This is a genomic window from Novosphingobium sp. BL-A-41-Hi4B-X5A (genome assembly GCF_055521705.1).
Genome location: NZ_CM145500.1, coordinates 1,515,130 through 1,537,671, shown reverse-complemented (window position 1 = coordinate 1,537,671; position 22,542 = coordinate 1,515,130). Strand labels below are relative to the sequence as shown.

Sequence of the window (22,542 nt, the reverse complement as noted above, 5' to 3'; positions counted from 1 at the left end):
TCCCCTCCTGCAGGCGGGAGGGGTCGGGGGTGGGCTTTCTGCCCTTGCCCGTTACAGTACCTCGAACAGCCCCGCAGCGCCCATGCCGCCGCCGACGCACATCGTCACCACGACATACTTCGCCCCACGGCGCTTGCCTTCGATCAGGGCGTGGCCGGTGCAGCGCGCGCCAGTCATGCCATAGGGGTGGCCGATCGAGATCGAGCCGCCGTTGACGTTGAGCAGGTCATTGGGAATGCCCAGCTTGTCGCGGCAGTAGAGGACCTGCACGGCGAAGGCTTCGTTCAGTTCCCACAGGCCGATGTCGTCCATCTTCAGGCCGAAGCGCTGCAGCAGCTTGGGGATGGCGAAGACCGGGCCGATGCCCATCTCGTCTGGCTCGGTTCCCGCGACGGCCATGCCGACATAGCGGCCGAGCGGGGTGAGGCCGCGCTTGGCGGCCATTTCCGCCTCCATCACGATCACGGCGGAAGAACCGTCCGAAAGCTGGCTGGCGTTGCCTGCGGTCACGATGCCGCCTTCGATCACCGGCTTCAGCGCAGCCAGGTTTTCCAGCGTGGTCGAGGGGCGGTTGCCTTCGTCCTTGGTCAGGTGGACGTCCTGGAAGGTGATCTCGCCGGATTCCTTGTTCTGGACGCCCATCGAGGTGTCGACCGCGACGATCTCGTCATCGAACTTGCCGGCGGCTTGCGCGGCGGCAGTGCGCTGCTGCGATTGCAGGGCGTATTCGTCGCAAGCCTCGCGGCTGATGCCATAGCGCTGGCCGACGATCTCGGCGGTCTGCAGCATCGGCATGTAGATCGCCTTGTGCATCGCCATCAGGCTCTTGTCCGGGGCGACGCGCATCTCCTTGGTCTGGACAAGGCTGATCGATTCCTGGCCACCTGCGGCGACCACGTCCATGCGGTCGATGATCACCTGCTTGGCAGCCGTCGCGATGGTCATCAGGCCCGAAGAGCACTGGCGGTCCATGCTCATGCCCGAGGTGGTGATCGGCAGGCCTGCCCGCAGGGCGACCTGGCGCGCGATGTTGCCCGCCTGCGCGCCCTGCTGCAGCGCTGCGCCCCACAGCACATCGTCGACCTCGGCAGGGTCGATCCCGGCGCGGGCAACGGCGGCCTGAAGCGAAAGCGCGCCAAGCGTTGCGCCCGGCGTTGCGTTGAAGGCGCCCTTGTAGGCGCGCCCGATGGGCGTGCGGGCGGTCGATACGATTACGGCGTCACGCATGTCTCATGCTCCTGCTGGGGATGTCTTTTCGAGGGATGTGGCGGCGAGGATGGGGTTGCCGCCGAACCTGTCGCGAAGTTCGCGCTTCAGCACCTTGCCGATCGGGCTGCGGGGCAGTTCGTCCACCACCTCGATCGCGGAAATGCGCTGGGTCTTGCCAAGGTGGCTGTTGGCTTCGGCGAGGATGGCCTTGGGGTCAGCGGCAGGATCGGCGAGCACGACGACGGCCAGCGGCGTTTCGCCCCAGGCATCGGAAGGCACGCCGACCACGGCGGCTTCCTTGACCGCGCTCTGCCGGGTGAGTTCGGCCTCAAGGTCGCTCGGGTAGATGTTGAACCCGCCGGAGATGATCATGTCCTTGGCGCGGTCCATCAGGATCAGGAAGCCGTCCTCGTCGAACTTGCCGACATCGCCATGGCGGATGTAGCGGCGGCCTTCAGAGTCGTACCATTCGACCTCGCGGGTCTTGTCGGCCTTGTTGTGATAGCCGTTCATCATGATCGGCGAATGGCCGACAATCTCACCCACTTCGCCCTGAGGCAGTTCGTTGCCGTCCTCGTCGATGATCTTGATCACGTGGCCGGGCGAGGGCTGGCCCACGGTGTGCAGCTTGTCGGGATAGAGGTGCGCCAGCAGGATTGCGGTCGCGCCGCCCTCGGTCATGCCGTAGCCATCGGTAAGTCCGCCCGGCCAGCGCTTGAGCACATCGGCCTTCAGCCATGCCGGGAAGGGCGCGGAAGTGCAGGACTTGAGCTTGTAGGACGAAAGGTCAAAGCTGTCGAAGTCCGGCACTTCCATGATCCGCCGGTATTGCACCGGCACCAGCATGGCGTGCGTCACGCGCTCGCGCTCGGACAGCTCAAGGAACGTGCGCGCATCGAACTTGCGCATCAGCACCACCTTTCCGCCTGCGGTAAGAGCGGGGAGGAAGCTGACCAGCGTGGTGTTCGAATAGAGCGGGGTCGAGCAGATCACCGCCGTATCGTCGCCATAGCCTGCGGGGATCGTGCGCCGCGCATATTCGTGGCGCATCTTGTGGCTTTGCACGATGCCCTTGGGCGCGCCGGTGGTGCCCGAGGAGTAGATGATATTGAATGGATCGCCGGGCGCGGCGGTGCGCTCCTCGGGCCTTGCACCTTCCTCGGCCATCCACTGGCTGAACGGCTCGCCTGCGTCGCTGTCGTCCAGCGCGATGCGCTTGACCCCGGCTGGCAGTTCCAGCCCGGCAAGCCTGTCGGAAATCTCCTTGTCCAGCAGCAGCACCCGGCTGCCGCTGTCTTCCAGCATGGCAACGATCGTTTCCGGGGTCGCGGTGGAGGTCAGCGGCGCCGCCACCGCGCCCGCCCGGATCGCGCCAAGGAAGGCAAGCCCGGTGGTCACTGCGTTCATCGCCGCAATGGCGACAGGTTCGTCCTTCTCCACGCCCTCGCGCTGGAGAGCGGTGGCGATGCGGTCGAGCAGGGCGTCCATCTCCGCCCAGCCGACAGTGCGGTTCTCGTCGGCCAGCGCCACCGCATCGCCCCGCCTTGCGGCATGGGCGCGCAGGATGTCGCTCAGCGGCGTGAACTCGCTCTCGATGATATCCTCGATCCGCATCGCAGTTCTCCGGTCAGCCGTTGAACTTCTCGCCCGCAGCAGCCTTGCGCTCGAGCAGCGGCGCCACCGGCAAGCCGTGCTTCTTCAGGCCCGCCACAACGGTATCCAGCCCGATATGGTCGGCCCAGAACATCGGACCGCCAGTCCATGCCGGCCAGCCATAGCCATTGAGCCAGACCGTATCGATGTCGCTCGCCCGCTGCGAAATGCCTTCCTCCAGGATCAGCGCGCCTTCGCTGATCATCGGATAGAGCAGCCGCTCGCGGATTTCTTGCCTGTCGATTGCGCGCTGCGGCTTGCCTTCCTTGGCCGCGAAGTCGGCGATGATCGCCTTGACCTCGTCCGAAGGCGTGCGCTGGCGGTTGTCGTCGTAATCGTAGAAGCCCTTCTTGGTCTTCTGGCCCCAGCGGCCGACCGCGCACAACGCGTCGCGCAATGTCTCGATGCGGTTCGGATCGCGGTGCCAGCCGATGTCCACGCCAGCCAGGTCGGCCATCTGCCACGGCCCCATCGGGAAGCCGAACTCGAGCAGCGCCTCGTCAACGTCCCAGTAGTTCGCGCCTTCCATGATCAGGGCATGGGCCTGCGCCTGACGGGGTGAGAGCATGCGGTTGCCGATGAAGCCGTGGCATACGCCCGAAACCACCGGCACCTTGCCGATCTTCACCGAGAGCGCCATCACCGTTGCCAGTTGCGCCTTGCCCGTCGCCTTGCCGCGCACGACTTCCAGCAGCTTCATCACGTTGGCAGGCGAGAAGAAGTGCATGCCCAGCACGGATTCCGGCCGCGAGGTGACGGCGGCGATCTCGTCGATGTCGAGGTAGCTGGTGTTGGACGCCAGAATCGCGCCCGGCTTGGCGACCTTGTCGAGCCTGCCGAACACGTCCTTCTTCACGTCCATGCTCTCGTAGACCGCCTCGATCACCAGATCGGCCTCGGCCAGAGCATTGAAGTCCAGCGTGGGCGTCAGGCGGCCCATTGCGGCTTCGGCGTCCGCTGCTTCCATCTTGCCGCGCTTGACGGTGTTCTCGTAATTCTTGCGCATGGTGGCAACGCCACGGTCGAGCGCTTCCTGCGTCATCTCGACGATGGTCACCGGGATGCCCGCGGTCAGGAAGTTCATGGTGATCCCGCCGCCCATCGTGCCCGCGCCGATCACGCCAACGCGATTGATCGGCAGCAATTGCGTGTCTGCGGGAATATCGTCGATCGTTGCCGCAAGCTTGCGGGCCGCGTCGATGTGTTCCTTGGCGCCGGGGATGGGGTCGGACATCGCTTCTCTCTCCTGCAAGGTTATGTCAGGCGCGGCTGGTGGCCAGCGCGCTGTAGATCAGCGTCTTCAACTGACGCCGGATGGGGTAGATGAACGAGGGGTAGAGCTGGGTCATGAAGACCGCATGGATCTTCTCCACCGGGTCCACGAAGAACGCGGTCGAAAAGATGCCGCCCCAATAGAACTCGCCGGCAGAGCCCGGCACCAGCGCCCGCGCCGGATCGATGGTCATGCCAAAGCCAAGGCCGAACCCGGCGCCCGCGTTGTAGGCCTCGCTGAACAGCGCCTTGGAAACCTGCGTCAGGTCCGCGCCGCCGGGCAGGTGGTTGGCGGTCATCAGCTGCAGCGTCTTCGGGCTGAGGATGCGCACCCCGTCTGCCGTGCCGCCGTTCACGAGCATGCGGCAGAAGCGGTGGTAATCGGCGGTCGTGGAAAGCAACCCACCGCCGCCGCTTTCGAAGCGTGGCACCCGGCGCGTGCCGGATTTCTCGGCGGGATCGAACAACTGCGGCGGCTGCCCGGCCTGGTAAGCCCAGGCATCGGCAAGCCGTTGCGCCTTGTCGTCGGGGCAATGGAACCCGGTGTCGACCATGCCCAGCGGATCGAGGATGCGCGTGCGCAGGAACTCGCCAAGGCTCATCCCCGAAACCCGCGACACCACCACGCCCAGCACGTCGGTGCCCACCGAATAGTTCCACGCCTGTCCCGGCTCGAACTCCAGCGGCAGCTTGGCCAGTTGCTCGATGAAATGGTCGTTGCCGGGCAGGCTGGCGTGCCCGTCCAGCCGCGCCTTGCGATAGGCGGCGTCCACGTTGGTACGGTTCTGGATGCCATAGGTCAGGCCCGACTGGTGCGTGATCAGGTCGATCATCCGCATCGCCGGGGCAGGGCGCGCCGGAAAGAAGTCCACCTCGCCCCCGCCGCCGGCATAGACGCCGAGGTTGGCAAATTCCGGAATGACCTTGCTCACCGGGTCGTCCAGCGCAACCTTGCCTTCCTCGACCAGCATCATGAACGCCACCGAGGTCAGCGGCTTGGTCATCGAGGCGATGCGGCAGATCGTGTCGGCGGCCATCGGCGTGCCGTCCTCGCGCGCTCGGCCGGCCGTGTGGCGATAGACCGCGTCGCCATCACGCGCGACCAGCACGTCGAGCCCCGGCAGGCGCCCACTGGCGATGTAGTGCTCGTCAAGGAAGGCGCCGATCCGGCCCAGCCGGTCAGGCTCGAACCCCAGCGATTGTGCGTCGGCCAGTTCCATGTCTTTCCCCTCATCCAAAGATCGCCACGCTCTGCAGGCCGTGCATCACCTGCACGCCATCGGCGTTCCACATCCGCAACGTCTCGCTGCTGAAACCATCGCTCATGTGGTTTGATGCGGTTTCCAGCAGCCACCAGCCGTCGCGCGTGTCCGGTGCATCGCCGAGCAGGGTGAAGGCCCAGTTGATCGAACTGATCGGCCCCTGCCGCTCCATCGCGCGCATCGATCCGGGCGGTAGCGTATCGCCGATCAGCACCAGCTCCCCGATGGGATCCAGCCCGCTGCGATCCCGCAAGCGCACCCAGCGCCGCACCACGCCGGGGCGGCGGTCTTCCTTGGCCTCGCCACGGCGCAGCTCGAATTTCTGGATGAAGTGCAGCCCCTCGGGCGAACCCAGTTCCGGCATTTCGGTATGGGGTATGAAGTTTTCCGCGCGCTGCGGCGTCACCGATCCGTTCGATGGCCGCCCGCTGCCGAACACCCACGCGGCGCGATGCGCCAGAGTGCCGCCGCTCGCCATGTCGGTCTGGATATTGGCTACGCTCTTGCCTTCGCGCAGGCTGGAAACGGTAATGTCCACGTCGGAGCCAACCGGGGCGAGGAAACTGATCTGGCCAGCGCGCAACGGCGGCAGGTCGGGCCGTGCCTTGCGCGCGGCGGCATAGGCGAGGAACGAGGACGCCCCGCCATACATCGTGCGGCCCTGCAGCCAGCCATCGACGCCCCGCACGGAAAAGTCGGGGCCTGATCCCGCCATGCCTTGTGCGATTGTGCCGATCGCTTGCGCATCCATGCCGATTGCAGCTTCCAATGCTCTCTCCCGGTCGGCTGTCGCTGGAACGACTCTATGGCCCAAGAGCTAGTGGAAGTTTACGTAAAGGGAAAGAGGGGACGCGCCCTGTCCGGGCCGGAACGAGCCCCTTACGCTACGGCACGCACGGCCTCGGGTGGCGAAAAAAATTCGGCCCCGGCGCAAGGACCGGGGCCGACGTGTAATGGGGCTGTCAGGGGATGCGGATCAGTGCATGCTTTCGCCACTTGCGCGGCGCAGGATCGGCGCTTTTGCCGCGCTCGCTGCGAACACCACCAACAGCACGTAGCAGACCAGCGGCACGAGGAACGACGCGAAGATGCCCGCCGCATCCGTCACTCCGCCGGCCAGCGCCGGGATCAGCGCGCCGCCGATGATGCCGGTGCATAACAGGCCCGAGGTCGCCTCTTCGCTGGCCGAGGAACGCTCCAGCGTCAGCGTGAAGATCACCGGGAACATGATCGAATTGAACAGGCCGATCGCCAGTGCGACATAGCCCGCCGAAACCCCGCCGACGAGGAAGAGGTAGGCGCACATCGCCGCGGCAATCGCGGCGAACAGTGTCATCAGCCGCGCCGCCGGGAAACGGGCCAGCAGCACCGTGCCGATCGCGCGGCCAACCATTGCGCCACCCCAATAGAACGAAACGGCCTTGCCCGCCTGCTCGAGGCTGACATTCCAGATGCCCGGATTGTTGAGGTAGAACGCCATCTGCGTCCCGATGGTAACTTCCGCGCCCACGTAGATGAAGATCGCGGCTGCACCCAGCACCGCCCAGCGCGACGAGAACGCCTGGCGCAGCAGCGCACCGATGCCACCGGTCGGTTGTGCCGGAGGGGCGGCGGCGGAAATGCGCGCGCGGTTCACGAAGAAGAACGCCAGCAGCACGATCAGCAGTCCGCAGATCCAGAAGTAGGCGCGGTCGATCCCGGCCAGCGCCGCCTCGCGCACTTCAGGCGTCAGCGCGGTGCCTTCCGACACCTCCACGCCTTTCAGGAACAGCGACGCGCCCAAAGCCGGCCCAAGGAACGTGCCGAACGAATTGAACGTCTGCGAAAGCGTCAGGCGGAAGTGGCTGCCTTCGGGCTTGCCCAGTGCTGCGGCCAGCGGGTTCGCGGCAACCTGCAGCACGGTGATGCCCGCCGCCAGCATGAACAGCCCGGCCAGCACCAGCGGGTATGACGCGATGTTCGCCGCCGCAAGCATGACGAGGCAGGCCACCACCATCGTCGCCAGCGCCAGCAGGATCGCCGGGACGGCCCGCAGCTTGCCGATGATCGCTGCTGCCGGGAAACTCATCACGCCATAGGCGATGAAGAAGGCAAAGGCGGAAAGCTGCGCCTCGAGCGTCGTCAGCGTGAAGATGCCCTTCACCGCTGCGACCAGCGGATCGATCAGCGAGGTGATGAAGCCCCAGGCAAAGAACAGCACGGTAACCGCGATGAACGCGGCCTTCTGCGATCCCGAATGTGCATTGCTGCCCGCCACGTATCTCTCCTCACCCTGCCATATTTGGCGTATCGTTTCTCTAGCCGCCGCTGACAGCCTTGTCATGCTTGTTGCATAGCTATTCCTGTGAACGTTCTCACAAAACGCTCGGCGTTTCAACCCGCCGCCATCGCCGGGGCCAGTTCGCGCCGCAACTTTTCGATGAGCCGTTGGACCTTGGGCAGCAGATGGCGACGCTGCGGGTAGACTGCCCAGATCGGGTCGTCCTCGGGCCTGAACTGCGGCAGCACTTCGACCAGCGCGCCTTCGGCAATCGCCCGGCTCACGTAGAATTCGGGCAACTGGCACAGCCCGATCCCGGCCATCGCCGCATCGAACACCGCCGTCCCGTTGCTGCACCGCCAGCGCCCGCGCGGCCGCACCGTGCGCACCTCGCCGTCCACCAGATAGCGCCACATGTCGAGCGTGGCCGGGATGCAGTCATGCGTTTCGAGGTCGTCCACGGTCTCGGGCGTGCCATGCGCGGCAAGATAGGCGGGCGAGGCGCAGGTCACGATCCCCCGCGTCGCAATCTGCGTGCGGATCAGGCGGCTGTCGGGCAGGGTGCCGGTGCGGATGGCAAGATCGTACCCTTCCGAAACCAGTTCGACCACGCGGTTCGACAGGTCGAGGTCCACCGAAAGCTTCGGATAGTCCTGCACATAGGCGCGCACGATCGGCGCCACGAAGCGCTCGCCCAGCGCGGTCGGGCAGGTGATGCGCAAGTGCCCCTGCGGCTCGCCCTGAAGGTCCAACATCGCGATTGCTTCATCACGCTCGGCGATCAGGCGGCGGAACTGGTCGACCAGCGTGCGCCCGGTGTCCGTCAGGCTGACAGCCCGCGTCGTGCGGTGGAAGAACTGCGCGCCAAGGCCCTGCTCAAGCCGCGCCACGGCCCGGCTCACATGCGAAGTCGATGTCCCCAGGCGCTTCGCCGCTGCCACGAAGGTGCCGGTATCTGCAACCGCGACAACCTCATCTATCCCGTCCCAGCGATTGCTCATTATTCTCGTCTTGCAACAGTGTTTCGCATATTGTGCAATTTAACACTGCCCTAGCAATTATGCTAACGCGCCGCCACACCCAAAGGGAGACCCCGCACCATGAAGACACGCGCCGCCGTAGCGTTCGCGCCCAAGCAGCCGCTCGAAATCGTCGAGCTCGATCTCGAAGGCCCGAAGGCGGGCGAAGTTCTGGTCGAGATCATGGCGACCGGCGTGTGCCATACCGACGCCTACACGCTTGATGGCTTCGACAGCGAAGGCATCTTCCCCAGCGTGCTTGGCCATGAAGGCGCAGGCATTGTGCGCGAAGTCGGCCCCGGTGTGACCTCGGTCAAGCCCGGCGATCACGTGATCCCGCTCTACACCCCCGAATGCCGCCAGTGCAAAAGCTGCCTTTCCGGCAAGACCAACCTGTGCACCGCGATCCGCGCCACGCAGGGGCAAGGCCTGATGCCCGATGGCACCAGCCGCTTCTCCTACAAGGGCCAGACCGTGTTCCACTACATGGGCTGCAGCACCTTCTCGAACTTCACCGTCTTGCCCGAGATCGCGGTCGCCAAGATCCGTGAGGACGCACCCTTCAAGACCTCGTGCTACATCGGCTGCGGCGTCACCACCGGCGTCGGCGCGGTGATCAACACCGCCAAGGTCCAGGTGGGCGACAATGTCGTCGTCTTCGGCCTCGGCGGCATCGGCCTTAACGTCATCCAGGGCGCACGCCTTGCCGGTGCCAACAAGATCATCGGCGTCGACATCAACCCTGATCGCGAGGAATGGGGCCGCAAGTTCGGCATGACCGACTTCCTCAACTCGAAGGGCATGAGCCGCGAAGACACCGTGGCGAAGATCGTCCAGATGACCGACGGCGGCGCGGACTATACCTTCGATGCCACCGGCAACACCGAAGTGATGCGCACCGCGCTTGAAGCCTGCCATCGCGGCTGGGGCACTTCCATCATCATCGGCGTGGCAGAGGCCGGCAAGACCATCGAAACCCGCCCGTTCCAGCTGGTCACTGGTCGCAACTGGCGCGGCACCGCCTTCGGCGGCGCCAAGGGCCGCACCGACGTTCCGAAGATCGTCGACATGTACATGACCGGCAAGATCGAGATCGACCCGATGATCACCCACGTCATGGGCCTCGAGGAAATCAACACCGCGTTCGACCTGATGCACGCCGGCAAGTCGATCCGCTCGGTCGTCGTTTTCTGAGAGAAAGAGTCTACCGAATGACGAGGGGGAGGGGGCAGGCGCTCTCTCCCCCTTGGCTATGGCGTCAACACCGCGACGTTCAGTTGCCTGGCCGCCGCAATCAGCGCGCCGTCGCCGGTTGCTAGTGGCAGGCTCAGGCGGAGTGCCAGCTCGAGATAGGCAGCGTCATAAGGCGTCAGGCCGTGTTCCACTGACAGACTGCGCGTTTCACGCCAGGCAGTGAGATGAGTCCGCTGATCGACCTCGATCGGCAGCACTTCGAGCTCTGCGATCATGGCATCAGCGATCCTCCGATCGCATCGTCCGCGCCGTTCCGCGGATCGCAGCAGGCTGGCAACCTCCAGGTGCCACAGGGAAGGGACGACAGCCCCATCGGCTGCTACTTGATCCAGCAGCGCCATTGATGCCTCGGTCTGCTCGTCGGAAAACAGCCAGGCAGCAGTCATGGAGGCGTCGAGGACAACCCTCAATCAGCGCCGCCCTTCATCGATCAGTTCTCGAATCGAAATTCCGCCCAAAGTCATGCTCTTGGACAGATTCTTGATCTTGGCCACGGCCGCCTGCGCCTTGCGCCGTGCCTCAGCCTTGGCGGGGTCACGGCGGATGACGACGGTGCCGTCCACAGCCTTGATCTCGACCGCTTCTCCATCGACAAGCCCCGCCGCTGCTGCCACGTCCACCGGCACGCGCACCGCGAGGCTCTTGCCCCATTTCCCGACGACGACATTGGTCATGGCAAAAGCTCCACTAAGGATATCTTGGCATATCCCATGCCGATTGGCAATTCACATTGCCGAAATGCCGCCGTCCAGCTTGAGCTCTGCCCCGGTCATGAAGCGGCTTTCGTCGCTCGCAAGGTAGAGCACGCCCGCGGCAATGTCGTTCGGCTCGCCGACGCGGCCCAACGGGATCTGGCGGGCCAGCTTGCCCATGACCACGTCCTTGTCGATATTGGCGTTGGTCGCGATGCCGTCGAGGATCGGCGTGTCGACGAACGTCGGGTGCACCGAATTGCAGCGCACGTCCCAGCCGCGCTTGGCGCAGTAGAGCGCGACCGACTTGCTCAGCATCCACACCGCCGCCTTGCTCGCGTTGTAGCCCGGCATGGTATCTGACGCGATCAGGCCGGCGATCGAGCTGATATTGATGATCGACCCCGGCTGGTTGTCGCGCAGCAAGGGCAGGGCCTTCTGGCAACCGAGGAACACGGAATCGACGTTGATCGCAAAGCCGCGATGCCACTCTTCCAGCGTGCAGGTCTCGATGTTGCCGCGCACGCCGACGCCCGCGTTGTTGACCAGCACCGATAGCCCGCCCAGCTTCTCCGCCGCCAGCGCAACCGCCGCGTCCCAGTCTGCCTCGCTGGTCACGTCATGGCGCATGGCAAAGGCCGTCCCGGCACCCAGCTCGGCGTTGATCGCCTCGGCCTGAGCCGTTGCGCCATCGCCGTTGATGTCGGTCAGCAGGACCCGCGCGCCCTCCCGCGCCAGCATCCACGCATGCGCCGCACCCAGCCCTTGGGCCGCGCCCGTCACGAGTGCCTTCTTGCCCTGAACCCTGCCCATCTTTTGTCCTCTCCTTGTCGCTGATGCCCACCCCGCTGCGACTAGCTTCACTGCGTTCAGCAAGTCTCGCGGCCCTCCCGCCTGCGGGAGGGCACAGTTCTCCCCTCCCGCAGGCGGGAGGGGTTGGGGGTGGGTTTTCCCAGCTTCGACGATCAGACAAGCAACTCGCGCCGATCCGCGCAAGTCCTGGAAATGTCAGCCCATGATCCCGGGTGCGAGCAGCAGCAGCATCCGCACGTCGATGGCATAGCCCAGGCCGCGCTTCTCAGCGAGGAAGCTCTCGATTTCCGTAAGGGCAACCCGGTGCACGGTGATGCCTTCGCCCTCCACGCCGCCGCCTTCGGAAACTTTTTCCAGATCGCGCGCGCGAAACAGGGTGAAAGCCTCGGTCACCATGCCCGGCGAGGAATGGAACTCGCCCAGCGATTCGATCTTGCCGGGGCGGTAGCCGGTCTCTTCCTCCAGCTCGCGCGCGGCCGCAGCAGCCGGGTCCTCGTTCTCGGCGCCCGCTTCATCACCGATCAGCCCGGCGGGCAGTTCGATGCACGGGCGCCCCAGCGGCACGCGGAACTGCTCGACCAGCAGCACGTGCCCGTCTTCGATCGCAAGGATCACCGCCGCCTTGATGTTGCGATTGCGCGAGACATATTCCCACCGCCCGCGCGTCTTCGCCACGATGAAGCGGCCCTGCCAGTGCACCTGCTCGGGATGGTCGCGGTATTCTTCTTCAAGACTCATACTTCGATCAACCTGTCCGGCAATTCGTTCTTGTCATCGGCATCGCGCGGGAAATGCTCGCTCAGGACCTTGCCCACTTCGGCCACCGCCGCTGCCATGCCCTCGGCCATGCGCCCCTGCCGCAGCGGGTCGAGCATGGCCTTCATCGCCAGCCCCCAGGTCTCGGGCGAGACTTTCGAGGCAATCGCCGCGTCGGCGATGATCTCGGCGCGATGCTCGGCAAGGCTGAGGTAGATCAGCACGCCCGTGTGGCCCGAGGTGCGGCTCTCGGCACCGACGCGGAAGCAGGTCAGCGCCCGCTCGCGCACCCGCGCATTGCGCACCCGGCGCGGTGTCAGCCACAGCCCCAGAGGGGTGAACCGCATGAGCAGGTACATCGCTCCAAACTTCAGCGTGATGACCGTCAGTGCAAGGCCCAGCACCGCGCGCGGAGTCCATTCGTACGCCCACAGTCCCAGGACCTGCTCGACCATGGGCAAGTAGAACCCGGCAAACATGTCCACCACCGCCAGCGCCACGAAGGCCGCCAGCGCGCTCCACACCAGCGCCACGTCGCGGTAGCTGTCGGAACGCGGCGTCACGATCGTCACGATCTCGCCCGCGCTCTGCGCCTCGGCCGCTGCCACCGCGTCCGACACGATCTTGTGATCGGCCTCGGTCATCTGCACGAGCCTGCTCATCACCAGTCCCCCGAAGCGCCGCCGCCACCGGAATCGCCGCCGCCAAAGCCACCGAAGCCACCGCCGCCGCCCCAGTCGGAGCCGCCGCCCCAACTGCCGCCCGAATGGCGGTTGTCGGACGCCGCGCGTGCGATTTCGCTGAGGCCCCACAACACGATGCCCGGATCGATGCCGCTGCGCCGCTGCACGTAACCCTGCCTGCGCCGCCCGAACACTGCGATCATCACCACGATCAGCACGACCCAGAAAATCGCGCCGCCAATGGTCGAACCGCCGCCCGAGCTTTCCTCGCGGGCGCCAGCCTTTGCCGCTTCTGCCACGGCCTTGGCCTCGGCCGGCGTGCGGTTCAGCTGCGTCAGGATCTGGTCGATGCCGGCGTTAATGCCGCCCGGATAGTCACCCGCCTTGAACTTCGGTGTAACTGCGCCAGTGATGATCCGGCCCGCCAGCAGGTCGGGCAGGAACTCCTCAAGCCCGTAGCCGACTTCGATCCGCACCTTGCGGTCATTGGGCGCGATCAGGAACAGCAGGCCTTGATCGGTCTCCTTCCCGCCCACGCCCCAGGTCCGGAACAGCGTGTTGGCGTAGCTCTCGATGTCCTGCCCGTCGAGCGAGGCCACCGTCGCCACGATCACCGCCCGTCCGGTCTGCGCATTGTAGGCAGACAGTTTCTGCGCCAGCGCCGCTTCCTCGGCGTCGGGGATGATCCCGGCCTGATCGAGCACCGACCCGGCAGGCCGTGCTGGCATGGCCGCATGCGCTGCGCCCGCCATCAGCAGGAACAGCAGCGCAAAAGCTTGCCAGAAACCCCGCAACTGGCGGGTCACCTCACTTGCCCGATGCAGCAGGTGCCGGAGCGTTCATGTCGAAGTTCACCGTCGGCGCCACTTCCGAACCGGCCGCAGCCTTGAACGGCACCATCGGCTTGGCACCGTGTATCAGCTTCGCCCCGATCGCATCCGGGAACGTTCGGATCGTGGTGTTGTAGGCCTGCACCGCCTCGTTGTAGCGCGTGCGGCTCACATTGATGCGGTTCTCGGTGCCTTCAAGCTGCACCATCAGGTCGGCAAAGCGCGCCTGGCTCTGCAACTGCGGATAGTTCTCCACCACCGTGCGCAGCTGGCCCAGCGCCTGGGTCAACTGGTTCTGCGCATTCTGGAATTTCTCGAACTCGGCAGGGTTCGAAAGATCATCGGTGGTGATGTTGATCGAGGTCGCCGCCGCGCGCGCGTTGGTCACATTGGTCAGGATCGTCGTTTCCGAAGCCGCCGCGCCCTTGGCCGTGGCCACCAGGTTCGGGATCAGGTCAGCCCGGCGCTGATACGAGCTTTCGACATCGGCCCAGCGCGCCTTGGCTTCTTCCTCGGCCGCGGGGACGGAGTTGATCCCGCAGGCCGAAAGGCTGGCAGCGGCAACGGTGGCAAAAGCGATCTGCGTAAAGCGGGTAGCGGCCATCGACGTAAGTTCCCCTTGGATTGTACAGCAGAGATAGCGGCCCGCCGAAACGGTTCAAGTATCCCCCATGCTGCAACCGATTGCCACTTGTGACGTTCCGCGCGTGATGGCAACCAACGGAAAAGGGATCATGGTAAACACGCACGTAAAGGGGGAAGTGGTCGGCATGTTCGCAGAGTTCAAAAAGTTCATCGCGCGCGGCAATGTGCTCGATCTTGCGGTCGGCGTGATCATCGGTGGCGCATTCGGCAAGATCGTCACCTCGCTTACCGAAAGCGTGATCATGCCCGTCGTCGGCTGGATCACGGGCGGGGTCGACTTTACCCGCTATTTCGTTCGCCTCGGCCCGGTCCCGGCAGACTACAAGGGCGATCCGGCGAGCTATGCTGATCTCAAGGCCGCGGGCGTGCCGATGATCGGCTATGGCGATTTCATCACTCAGGCAGTCAACTTCGTGATCGTCGCCTTCATCATCTTCCTGCTGGTCAAGGCGATCAATAAGGCCTTCGAAAAGCCTGCCGAGGAAGCACCCGCCGCGCCTGCTGGGCCGACCGAGGTCGAACTCCTCGCCGAAATCCGCGATGCGCTGAAGGCCAAGGGCTGAACCGGTAGATCGGGACAATTCAAGGGGCGGGCGCAATCCCGCCCCTTTTCATTTGCGCCCGCATCCCTATATGGGTTCCTGCCGGTTTCGGCCGGCTATGGTGATAAACTGCGGCGTGCAATAGGCACAGCGGACCCGGGGGCGGTACCCGGCGGCTCCACCATCACTACCGTGTCTTTCGGGATGCGGGCCTTGTTGTCGCAAGGGTGTTGATGGGGCCGAACTAGGATCGACGTGTGTTGAAAAGCGCTGTTTTTGCCCGGGCTGAGTAACCCGTTCAAGGCTCAAAACTCACAAGTGCCAACGACAACGAAGCACTTGCTCTCGCCGCATAATTCTAGGGGCTAACGCCCTGAAGTTATAAAGCGAAAGCACGGTTCGGACCGAACCGGGTAACAGAATCGGAAACCGGGGGCTGGGGGCGAGCCTAGCAACAGAATCGCCCTACTCGCTTCAGAATTTCTCAAATTCAAGTCGTCACCCCGGCGAAAGCCGGGGCCCATGACCTTGCAAAACTACACCTCGCCAGAACCCTCAAGCTCCTTGAGCCGCTGCTCCATGCGCAGCGAGTCGAGGATCTTCGCCCCGGCGATGAACACCGCGCCCGTCGCCGCCACGAACAGCATCTTGCCGGCAAAGCCCGGATACTGGCCGAGATAGGCGTGCCCGCGCTCAACCGCGCCGAGCGCCAGCGCGTAGATCACCGCGAACGCTTCGAAGCGGGTCTTGATGACAAACAGGCGACCGATCTTGCGAAACATCCGAAGCTCTATCCTCTTTTGACGAGGCGCCCCCGTCGTTGAGTCTTTCCGCAAGCATCGTGCCAGATCATTAAACGCTGGCAATAGACTGGTTAATCCAATCTTCACTGTAAAGCGAAGCGACAACCCGCGGAGCGACCCTTTCAGAGGATACGCCGGAAGCCTCAGGCAAGTTCCGACAGCGACAGCGCGTCAAGCAAGGCCATGCGTGCTGCAATTACCGTATCTGCCAGGGATTTCTGCCCAAGATCAGCAGGATCGATCTGTTCGGGCCAATGCGCGGCGACGACGCTTTCAATCCGGGCGATCTTCGCCTCGTCCAGGAGGAAGCGCGGATCGACAGTGGCAGGATCGGCGACAACCCGCAGACGCAGGCACGCCGGCCCGCCGCCATTGGCCATCGACTGGCGCACGTCCACCGGCAGCACCTTGCGGATCGGCCCGTTCGAAGCGACATGGCCCTCCAGCCAGCCGCGCACCGAAGGGGTTTCCCAAGCCTCCAGCGGGATCACCAGGCCCATCTCGCCCGATGGCAGCGTCAGCAGTTGCGCGTTGAACAGGTAGCTCCTGATCGCATCGCCAAGGCTGACGACGCTCGCCGGAACCACCACGATCTCGGCCTCGGGCAGCTTGTCGCGGATCGCCGCATAAGTGCCGTCCGGATCGGCAAAGGCCTGCTCGTGCGTGAACAGCACCCGTTCGTTGGCGACTGCCACCACATCGTTGTGAAAGGCCCCGGCCGCGATGGCATCGGGCGATTGTTCCACGAACAGGCAGCGCGCCGGATCGAGCCCGTGCAGCCGCGCCACCGCCCGGCTCGCCTGCTCGTGCTGGCGTGCGGGGAAAGCCCCGCCTGTCGTGCCGTAGACGAAAATTTCCAGCCCCGGCGCATCGTGGTGCGCGCACATCCGCATGTGGTTGGCCGCGCCCTCGTCGCCGAAGCACGGCGGCACGGCATCATGCACGGCAAAGGCCGCGCTATTGGCAAAGGCCACGCGCAACTGGCGCACCGTATCGGGCCACTCCTGCGACCGGTGCGGCATCGTCACCAGATTCGCCGCCGTCAGGTGGCAGCGCCCGTCCGCCGTGTCCGGGGCGGGGCTGACCGTCGCCGCATTGGCCGTCCACATCGAGGATGCAGACCATGCCGCCGCCCGCAAGCGCCGCTGCGCCGCATCGCTTTGGTCAATGGTCCCAAGCCCCAGCGCGCCGAGCAGCACCGGGTTGGGCCGGGGCAGGGGGGCGAACAGCCCTTGCGCCAGCCCCAGCCCGATGTTGTGCCGCATCTTGCCCAGGCCCTGCAGCGCGGCGGCGCGTGGGTAGGACACCTCGCCAGCGTTACTGGCCGAAGCAAGGTTGCCAAGGCTCAGCCCCGCGTAGTTGTGGCTCGGCCCGACAAGGCCGTCAAAGTTGATTTCAATCAGAGGCATGTCTCTTCCTTACCGGCCGACGAACCACACCGGGTCACCCACGCTCACACCCAGCGCGGCAGCGGCCACCGGGTCCAGCGTCAGGCCATCGTCGGTCTCGGCGATCTCGGCGAAGGCGCAGCGGTATTCGGCCAGCTTGCCGGTCGCCACCAGCGCCTTGGTCACATTGCCGCCGCCTTCGGGCGCGCGAATGTGGGCCACGGCCACTTCCTTCGCCTCGCAGATCGAACGCACGCGGTCGGTCCGCGCGGTCATCGTCGGGCCGCCGTCGAAGATGTCGACATAACCCTCGTAGGCAAAGCCTTCTTCCTCCAGCATGCGCATCGCCGCGCGGCCCGAGGGGTGGGGCAGGCCGATGGCCGAGCGTGCGGTTTCGGGCAGCATCGCGATATAGACCGGGTGCTTGGGCATCAGGTCGGCGATGAACTGGTTGCCGTTGATCGCGTTGAAATAGTCCGCTTCCTGAAAGCTCATGCCGAAGAAGCGCCCGGCCACACCGTCCCAGAATGGCGATCCGCCACGCTCGTCGATCACCCCGCGCAGCTCCGCCAGAATCTTGTCGCCAAAGCGCTTTCTGTGCATCGCGATGAACAGGTAGCGGCTGCGCGCGAGCAGCATGCCAAGGCCACCTGCGCGTTCCGAGGGATGCAGGAACAGCCCGCCCACTTCGCTCGATCCTTCAAGGTCGGTGACAAGGTTGAGCATCTCGGCGCGGAAGGTGCGGTTCAGCTCCTTGGAATGCTGGGTCAGCGTCGCCATGCGGTAGGAATAGAACGGCCACCGGCGGCCGACCGAGGTGAAGATCTGCGCCGTGCCGCGCACTTCGCCGGTGGAGGTATCCTCCAGAACCAGAACGAAAAGTTCGTCCCTGGGGTTCTTCGGATCGCCTTCCTCGGTGTTGCCGTATGCTTCTGCCGCGCGGGACAGTTTTGCCGTCAGCGCCTTGCGATCGGGCGGCAGGTTGGTGAAACCGCCGCCGGTCAGCTTGGCCATTTCGTAGAGCGGTTGCAGATCGTTCGCGCGGGCCGCGCGGATACGGAATGTCATGGATTTCCCCCGGAAAGGCGATGCAGGACGAGCGCGGACAAGGCGGCGCGCTCGGCCAGGGACGGCACGATCAGGTATTCCTGATCGGAATGGATCGCCCCGCCGCGCACGCCCATGGTATCGACCACGGGAACCCCGCAGGCGGCGATGTTGTTGCCGTCACAGACTCCGCCCGAGGCTTGCCAACGGATTGATTGGCCGAGCAATTCTCCGCACTCACGAACCAGCCCGAACAGTGCCTCGGCCTCTTGCGTCATCGGCTTCGGCGGCCGCGAGACGCCGCCGTGGAGGTGGATGCCAACCTCGTGCAACGCTTCGAGACTCTGCACCAACTCTCGCAGACTCTCCGTGAACTCCACGGCAACTCCCGGCAGCCGAGGCCGGACATTGAAGCGCAGCACGGCATGGTCGGGCACGACGTTGTTGGCGCTCCCGCCATCGATCCTCGCCGGGTTGATCGACAGCCCCGGCCGCTCCAGACCTTTCAGCTTCAGAGCCATGTCCGCCGCCGCGATGATCGCGTTGCGCCCGTCCTGCGGATTGCGCCCGGCGTGGGCCGAACGTCCCTTGATGACGGCGCTGTAGTTCCCGCTCCCCGGCCGCTCACCGGCCAGCGTGCCATCGGGCAGGGCGGACGGTTCATAGGTCAGCGCCGCCGCCTTGCCCTGCGCCAGCTGCGCGATCAGCGGGGCGGACGACAGGCTGCCGGTCTCTTCGTCGGAGTTGATCAGCACGTCATAGCCGACACCGGCCGCAGCAGGGCTTTGCTCGAACGCCGTCAGCGCAGCGAGGATCACCGCGATGCCGCCCTTCATGTCGGCCACGCCCGGGCCGTTCAGTGTTTCGGCATCAAGCCAGCGCAGCGTCTGGAACGCATGGGCAGGCGGGAACACCGTGTCCATGTGGCCGGTGAGCAGGTAGCGCCGCTGTGCATCCGGCCTGACCGACAGCACAAAGTGCGCGCCATTCGTGGTTGCCACCTCGCGCCCGTCGGCACCCATCGCCGTGACAGGGGCGGCTTCGACCTTGCGGATTTCGCCGGGTAGCGCCGAGAAGGCTTCAGCCAGCAAATTCCACTGTGCGGCAAGCCCATCGAGATTGCCGGTCCCCGTATTCAACGGGCACCAAGCCTCCACCTGCGCAAGCATGGCAGCGGCATCAATTCTCCCGACGATCGCCTGTTCTGTGACTGTAAGCTGTTTCATCTGATACGACCCTAGCGATTCCAGAGAGCGGGGTGAACCCCGGAAACCGCGTGTGCCGTAATCTGTCCCTACAGACCGAAGTAGCTTCCCCTCCCCCTTGAGGGGGAGGCCGGGTGGGGGTGTGCCGCCGCCAGCGTGGCCGTGCCTCGCTCCCCCACCTCCAACCCCTCCCCGCCGGGGAGGGGGCAAGTCAGCGCAAGGATCAGCCCTCGGCAAGCATCTCGATCAGCGCCTTCGAGAACGCCGGAATATCATCCGGATTGCGGCTGGTGATGAGGTTGTCATCCACCGCCACTTCCTCGTCCACCACGTCCGCCCCGGCATTGGCAAGGTCGGTGCGGATCGAAGGCCAGCCCGTCACGGTGCGGCCATCGAGGATGTCGGCTTCGGCCAGCAGCCACGGCGCGTGGCAGATGGCGGCGATCGGCTTGCCGAGGTCGTCGAAATCGTTGACGATATCGATGGCGCGATCGTCCATGCGCAGGATGTCCGGGTTCATCTGCCCGCCCGGCAGGAGCAGCGCGTCGTATTCCTTGGCATCCACCTCGTCGAGCGTGATGTTGACAGCCACGGCATCGCCCCAGTTCTTGTCCTTCCAGCCGGTGATGGACCCGGCCTTCAGACTGGCGACCACGGTTTCGATTCCGGCGTCTTCCAGTGCCTTCTTGGGGCCTTCGAGTTCCGACTGTTCGAATCCGTCGGTCGCGACGATCAGCACGCGCTTGCTCATATGGTTCTCCTTTGGGGAATATCGGGGGCGGGATTCGCCCGCTCCCCCCAAGAATAGCCGGGGACTGTGGTTGTTCCGTGACTTTCGCTCTGCCGAACGTGTTGCTAGGACGTTCCAACCATGGCGACAGACACGACCGAGCCCGATCCCTTCGACGCAATTGTCGATGCCCCGTTCGATTCCGCGCTGTCGGAGCGCTACCTCGTCTATGCGCTGAGCACGATCACCGCGCGCTCGCTGCCCGACCTGCGCGACGGGCTGAAGCCGGTCCACCGCCGCCTGCTCTGGGCGATGCGGCAATTGAAGCTCAACCCAACCGACGCCTTCAAGAAATCGGCGCGCGTCGTCGGCGACGTGATCGGCAAGTATCACCCGCACGGCGATGCCTCGGTCTATGACGCGATGGTCCGCCTCGCGCAGGACTGGTCGCTGCGCTACCCGCTGGTCGAGGGGCAGGGCAACTTCGGCAATGTCGATGGCGATAACGCCGCCGCCTACCGCTACACCGAAGCGCGGCTGACGCGCACCGCGATGCAGCTGATGGCCGGGCTCGACGAAGGCACCGTCAACTTCGTCCCCACCTACAACGGCGAGGACGAGGAGCCGGAAATCTTCCCCGGCCTGTTCCCGAACCTGCTCGCCAACGGTTCCAGCGGCATCGCCGTCGGCATGGCGACCAACATCCCCAGCCACAACGTCGCCGAGATCATCGACGCCGCGCTGCTGCTGATCGACAACCCGCATGCCGAACACAGCCAGCTGATGGAAGTGTTCCACGGGCCGGACCTCCCCACCGGCGGCGTGATCGTCGACAGCCCCGCCGTCATCTCGCACGCCTATGAAACCGGGCGCGGTGCGATCCGCGTGCGCGGGCGCTTCTCCACGGGCCGTGACGAGGCGGGCAACTGGGAAGAGACCGGCGTCGAAAAGCTCGGCGGCGGGCAGTGGCAGCTGGTCGTCTCCGAAATCCCCTACATGGTGCCCAAGAGCAAGCTGATCGAACAGATCGCGCAGCTCATCGCCGACAAGAAGCTGCCGATTCTCGAGGACATCCGCGACGAATCCGACGAGCAGATCCGCCTCGTCCTGATCCCGAAGAGCCGCAACGTCGATCCCGAACTGCTCAAGGAATCGCTCTACAAGCTGACCGATCTCGAAAACCGCTTCGGCCTCAACCTCAACGTGCTGGATTCGCACCGCACGCCAGGCGTTCTGGGGCTGAAGCTGGTGCTGCAGGAATGGGTGATCAGCCAGATCGACATCCTGCTGCGCCGCTCGCAGCACCGGCTCGACAAGATCGCGGGCCGCCTTGAGCTGCTCGGCGGCTACATCATCGCCTATCTCAACCTCGACCGGATCATCGAGATCATCCGCACCGAGGACGAGCCCAAACCGGTGATGATGGCCGAGTTCGAACTGACCGACCGCCAGGCCGAAGCCATCCTCAACATGCGGCTGCGCAGCTTGCGCAAGCTCGAGGAAATGGAACTGCGCAAGGAGCGCGACGAACTGCTGGCCGAGCAGGAGGAACTGCAGAAGCTGCTCGACAGCCCGGCCCGCCAGCGCACCCGACTGAAGCGCGATCTGAATACCCTGCGCAAGGACTACGCCGAGGACACCCCGCTCGGCCGCCGCCGCACCACCATCGCCGAAGCCGCGCCGACGCGCGAATTCAGCATGGACGCGATGATCGAAAAGGAGCCGGTGACGGTGATCCTTTCCGCCAGGGGCTGGATCCGCGCGGCCAAGGGCCATGTGCCGCTTGATGGCGATTTCAAGTTCAAGGAAGGCGATGGCCCGGCCTTCGCCTTCCACTGCCAGACCACCGACAAGTTGCTCGTCGCGGTCGACAATGGCCGCTTCTACACCGTCGGCGCCGACAAGCTGCCCGGCGCGCGCGGCTTTGGCGAACCGATCCGCACGATGGTCGATATCGATCCCGATGCGCAGATCGTCAGCGTCACGGTGTACAAGCCCAAGGGCCAGCTTCTCCTCGCCGCCAACACCGGGCGTGGCTTTGCCGCCGAGATGGACGAACTGCTCGCCGAAACGCGAAAGGGGCGCGGCGTCGTCTCCACCAAGCCCGGCGTGAAGCTCGCCGTGGTGCGCGAGATCGCGCCCGAGCACGATCACGTCGCGGTGATCGGCGAAAACCGCAAGCTGGTGATCTTCGCCCTGTCCGAAGTGCCGCTCCTCGCCAAGGGGCAGGGCGTGACCCTGCAGCGCTACAAGGACGGCGAGATGTCGGACGTGATCACGTTGAAGCTGGAGGACGGCCTGTCATGGACGATGGGCGGCGAGAGCGGCCGCACCCGCGTCGAGAAGGACCTCCTGCCGTGGAAGGTCGCCCGCGGCGCCGCAGGCCGCCTGCCCCCCAACGGCTTCCCCCGCGACAACAAGTTCTGATCCCAAGATCTTCCCCGTTTTTGCCAAGCACAACCGGGGAGGGGACCACCCG

General features: G+C 65.1%; 21 protein-coding genes, 1 other RNA gene and 1 pseudogene. 4 read left to right on the top strand and 19 right to left on the bottom strand.

What is annotated here, in order from left to right; all coding sequences use genetic code 11:
• Positions 1-51: 51 nt before the first annotated feature.
• The 7 genes and pseudogenes from ACZ1JY_RS07240 to ACZ1JY_RS07210 form a co-directional block, all read right to left on the bottom strand.
• Positions 52-1,227: an acetyl-CoA C-acyltransferase gene (locus tag ACZ1JY_RS07240; protein ID WP_465130809.1), complete on the bottom strand. Its 1,176-nt coding sequence runs from the start codon at positions 1,225-1,227 to the stop codon at positions 52-54.
• Positions 1,228-1,230: 3 nt separating this feature from the next.
• Positions 1,231-2,823, bottom strand: a complete 1,593-nt coding sequence (locus tag ACZ1JY_RS07235; protein ID WP_465130808.1) for a class I adenylate-forming enzyme family protein — start codon at positions 2,821-2,823, stop codon at positions 1,231-1,233.
• Positions 2,824-2,836: 13 nt separating this feature from the next.
• A pseudogene (locus ACZ1JY_RS07230) lies at positions 2,837-4,075 on the bottom strand (3-hydroxyacyl-CoA dehydrogenase); the annotation flags it as partial.
• Positions 4,076-4,121: 46 nt separating this feature from the next.
• Entirely contained in the window at positions 4,122-5,354 is a 1,233-nt protein-coding gene (locus ACZ1JY_RS07225) for a serine hydrolase domain-containing protein (protein ID WP_465130807.1), read from the bottom strand.
• 10 nt (positions 5,355-5,364) lie between these two features.
• Entirely contained in the window at positions 5,365-6,165 is an 801-nt protein-coding gene (locus tag ACZ1JY_RS07220; RefSeq protein WP_465130806.1) for a thioesterase family protein, read from the bottom strand.
• Positions 6,166-6,372: 207 nt separating this feature from the next.
• Positions 6,373-7,653, bottom strand: a complete 1,281-nt coding sequence (locus ACZ1JY_RS07215; RefSeq protein WP_465130805.1) for an MFS transporter — start codon at positions 7,651-7,653, stop codon at positions 6,373-6,375.
• A 116-nt stretch (positions 7,654-7,769) separates the two neighbouring features.
• Entirely contained in the window at positions 7,770-8,657 is an 888-nt protein-coding gene (locus ACZ1JY_RS07210) for a LysR family transcriptional regulator (RefSeq protein WP_118073232.1), read from the bottom strand.
• A gap of 99 nt (positions 8,658-8,756) precedes the next feature.
• Between ACZ1JY_RS07210 and ACZ1JY_RS07205 the strand changes: the two genes are divergently transcribed.
• Positions 8,757-9,869 (top strand): S-(hydroxymethyl)glutathione dehydrogenase/class III alcohol dehydrogenase, encoded by a 1,113-nt coding sequence (locus tag ACZ1JY_RS07205; protein WP_118073233.1) that lies wholly within the window; start codon positions 8,757-8,759, stop codon positions 9,867-9,869.
• 56 nt (positions 9,870-9,925) lie between these two features.
• On the opposite strand, the gene ACZ1JY_RS07200 is transcribed toward ACZ1JY_RS07205, so the two are convergent.
• The 7 genes from ACZ1JY_RS07200 to ACZ1JY_RS07170 form a co-directional block, all read right to left on the bottom strand.
• Positions 9,926-10,339, bottom strand: a complete 414-nt coding sequence (locus ACZ1JY_RS07200) for a type II toxin-antitoxin system VapC family toxin (RefSeq protein ID WP_118073234.1) — start codon at positions 10,337-10,339, stop codon at positions 9,926-9,928.
• On the bottom strand, positions 10,340-10,603 hold the full coding sequence (locus ACZ1JY_RS07195; protein WP_118073235.1) for an AbrB/MazE/SpoVT family DNA-binding domain-containing protein: 264 nt from the start codon (positions 10,601-10,603) through the stop codon (positions 10,340-10,342).
• A 51-nt stretch (positions 10,604-10,654) separates the two neighbouring features.
• Positions 10,655-11,434, bottom strand: coding sequence for an SDR family oxidoreductase (locus ACZ1JY_RS07190; protein WP_118073236.1), 780 nt, complete (start codon positions 11,432-11,434; stop codon positions 10,655-10,657).
• 195 nt (positions 11,435-11,629) lie between these two features.
• Positions 11,630-12,172 carry an NUDIX hydrolase gene (locus tag ACZ1JY_RS07185; RefSeq protein WP_168903557.1) on the bottom strand — a complete coding sequence of 181 codons (543 nt, stop codon included), beginning with the start codon at positions 12,170-12,172 and terminating at the stop codon, positions 11,630-11,632.
• Positions 12,169-12,852, bottom strand: coding sequence for a TPM domain-containing protein (locus tag ACZ1JY_RS07180; protein WP_118074671.1), 684 nt, complete (start codon positions 12,850-12,852; stop codon positions 12,169-12,171). Before ACZ1JY_RS07180 ends, ACZ1JY_RS07185 begins: the two co-directional genes overlap by 4 nt.
• The gene (locus tag ACZ1JY_RS07175; RefSeq protein WP_465130804.1) at positions 12,852-13,679 is read right to left on the bottom strand and encodes a TPM domain-containing protein; all 828 of its coding nucleotides are present in this window, start codon (positions 13,677-13,679) and stop codon (positions 12,852-12,854) included. Before ACZ1JY_RS07175 ends, ACZ1JY_RS07180 begins: the two co-directional genes overlap by 1 nt.
• A 1-nt stretch (position 13,680) precedes the next feature.
• Entirely contained in the window at positions 13,681-14,307 is a 627-nt protein-coding gene (locus ACZ1JY_RS07170; protein WP_118073238.1) for a LemA family protein, read from the bottom strand.
• Positions 14,308-14,437: 130 nt separating this feature from the next.
• Here ACZ1JY_RS07170 and mscL point away from each other — a divergent pair, with 130 nt between their 5' ends.
• Positions 14,438-14,911 carry a large conductance mechanosensitive channel protein MscL gene (gene mscL, locus ACZ1JY_RS07165; protein ID WP_465130803.1) on the top strand — a complete coding sequence of 158 codons (474 nt, stop codon included), beginning with the start codon at positions 14,438-14,440 and terminating at the stop codon, positions 14,909-14,911.
• Positions 14,912-14,952: 41 nt separating this feature from the next.
• Positions 14,953-15,321: a transfer-messenger RNA gene (gene ssrA / locus ACZ1JY_RS07160) on the top strand.
• Between the two features lie 105 nt (positions 15,322-15,426).
• Here the strand turns inward: ssrA and ACZ1JY_RS07155 are convergent.
• The 5 genes from ACZ1JY_RS07155 to ACZ1JY_RS07135 all read right to left on the bottom strand — a co-directional run bounded on the left by ACZ1JY_RS07155 (position 15,427) and on the right by ACZ1JY_RS07135 (position 20,084).
• The gene (locus ACZ1JY_RS07155; protein ID WP_118073239.1) at positions 15,427-15,672 is read right to left on the bottom strand and encodes a hypothetical protein; all 246 of its coding nucleotides are present in this window, start codon (positions 15,670-15,672) and stop codon (positions 15,427-15,429) included.
• A 164-nt stretch (positions 15,673-15,836) separates the two neighbouring features.
• Entirely contained in the window at positions 15,837-17,102 is a 1,266-nt protein-coding gene (locus tag ACZ1JY_RS07150) for an N-succinylarginine dihydrolase (protein ID WP_118073240.1), read from the bottom strand.
• Positions 17,103-17,111: 9 nt separating this feature from the next.
• Positions 17,112-18,149, bottom strand: coding sequence for an arginine N-succinyltransferase (locus ACZ1JY_RS07145; RefSeq protein WP_465130802.1), 1,038 nt, complete (start codon positions 18,147-18,149; stop codon positions 17,112-17,114).
• Positions 18,146-19,354, bottom strand: coding sequence for a hydrolase (locus ACZ1JY_RS07140; protein ID WP_465130801.1), 1,209 nt, complete (start codon positions 19,352-19,354; stop codon positions 18,146-18,148). Before ACZ1JY_RS07140 ends, ACZ1JY_RS07145 begins: the two co-directional genes overlap by 4 nt.
• Before the next feature lie 202 nt (positions 19,355-19,556).
• Positions 19,557-20,084 (bottom strand): type 1 glutamine amidotransferase domain-containing protein, encoded by a 528-nt coding sequence (locus ACZ1JY_RS07135; RefSeq protein ID WP_465130800.1) that lies wholly within the window; start codon positions 20,082-20,084, stop codon positions 19,557-19,559.
• 120 nt (positions 20,085-20,204) lie between these two features.
• Between ACZ1JY_RS07135 and parC the strand changes: the two genes are divergently transcribed.
• On the top strand, positions 20,205-22,490 hold the full coding sequence (parC, locus tag ACZ1JY_RS07130) for a DNA topoisomerase IV subunit A (protein ID WP_465130799.1): 2,286 nt from the start codon (positions 20,205-20,207) through the stop codon (positions 22,488-22,490).
• Positions 22,491-22,542 lie beyond the last annotated feature (52 nt).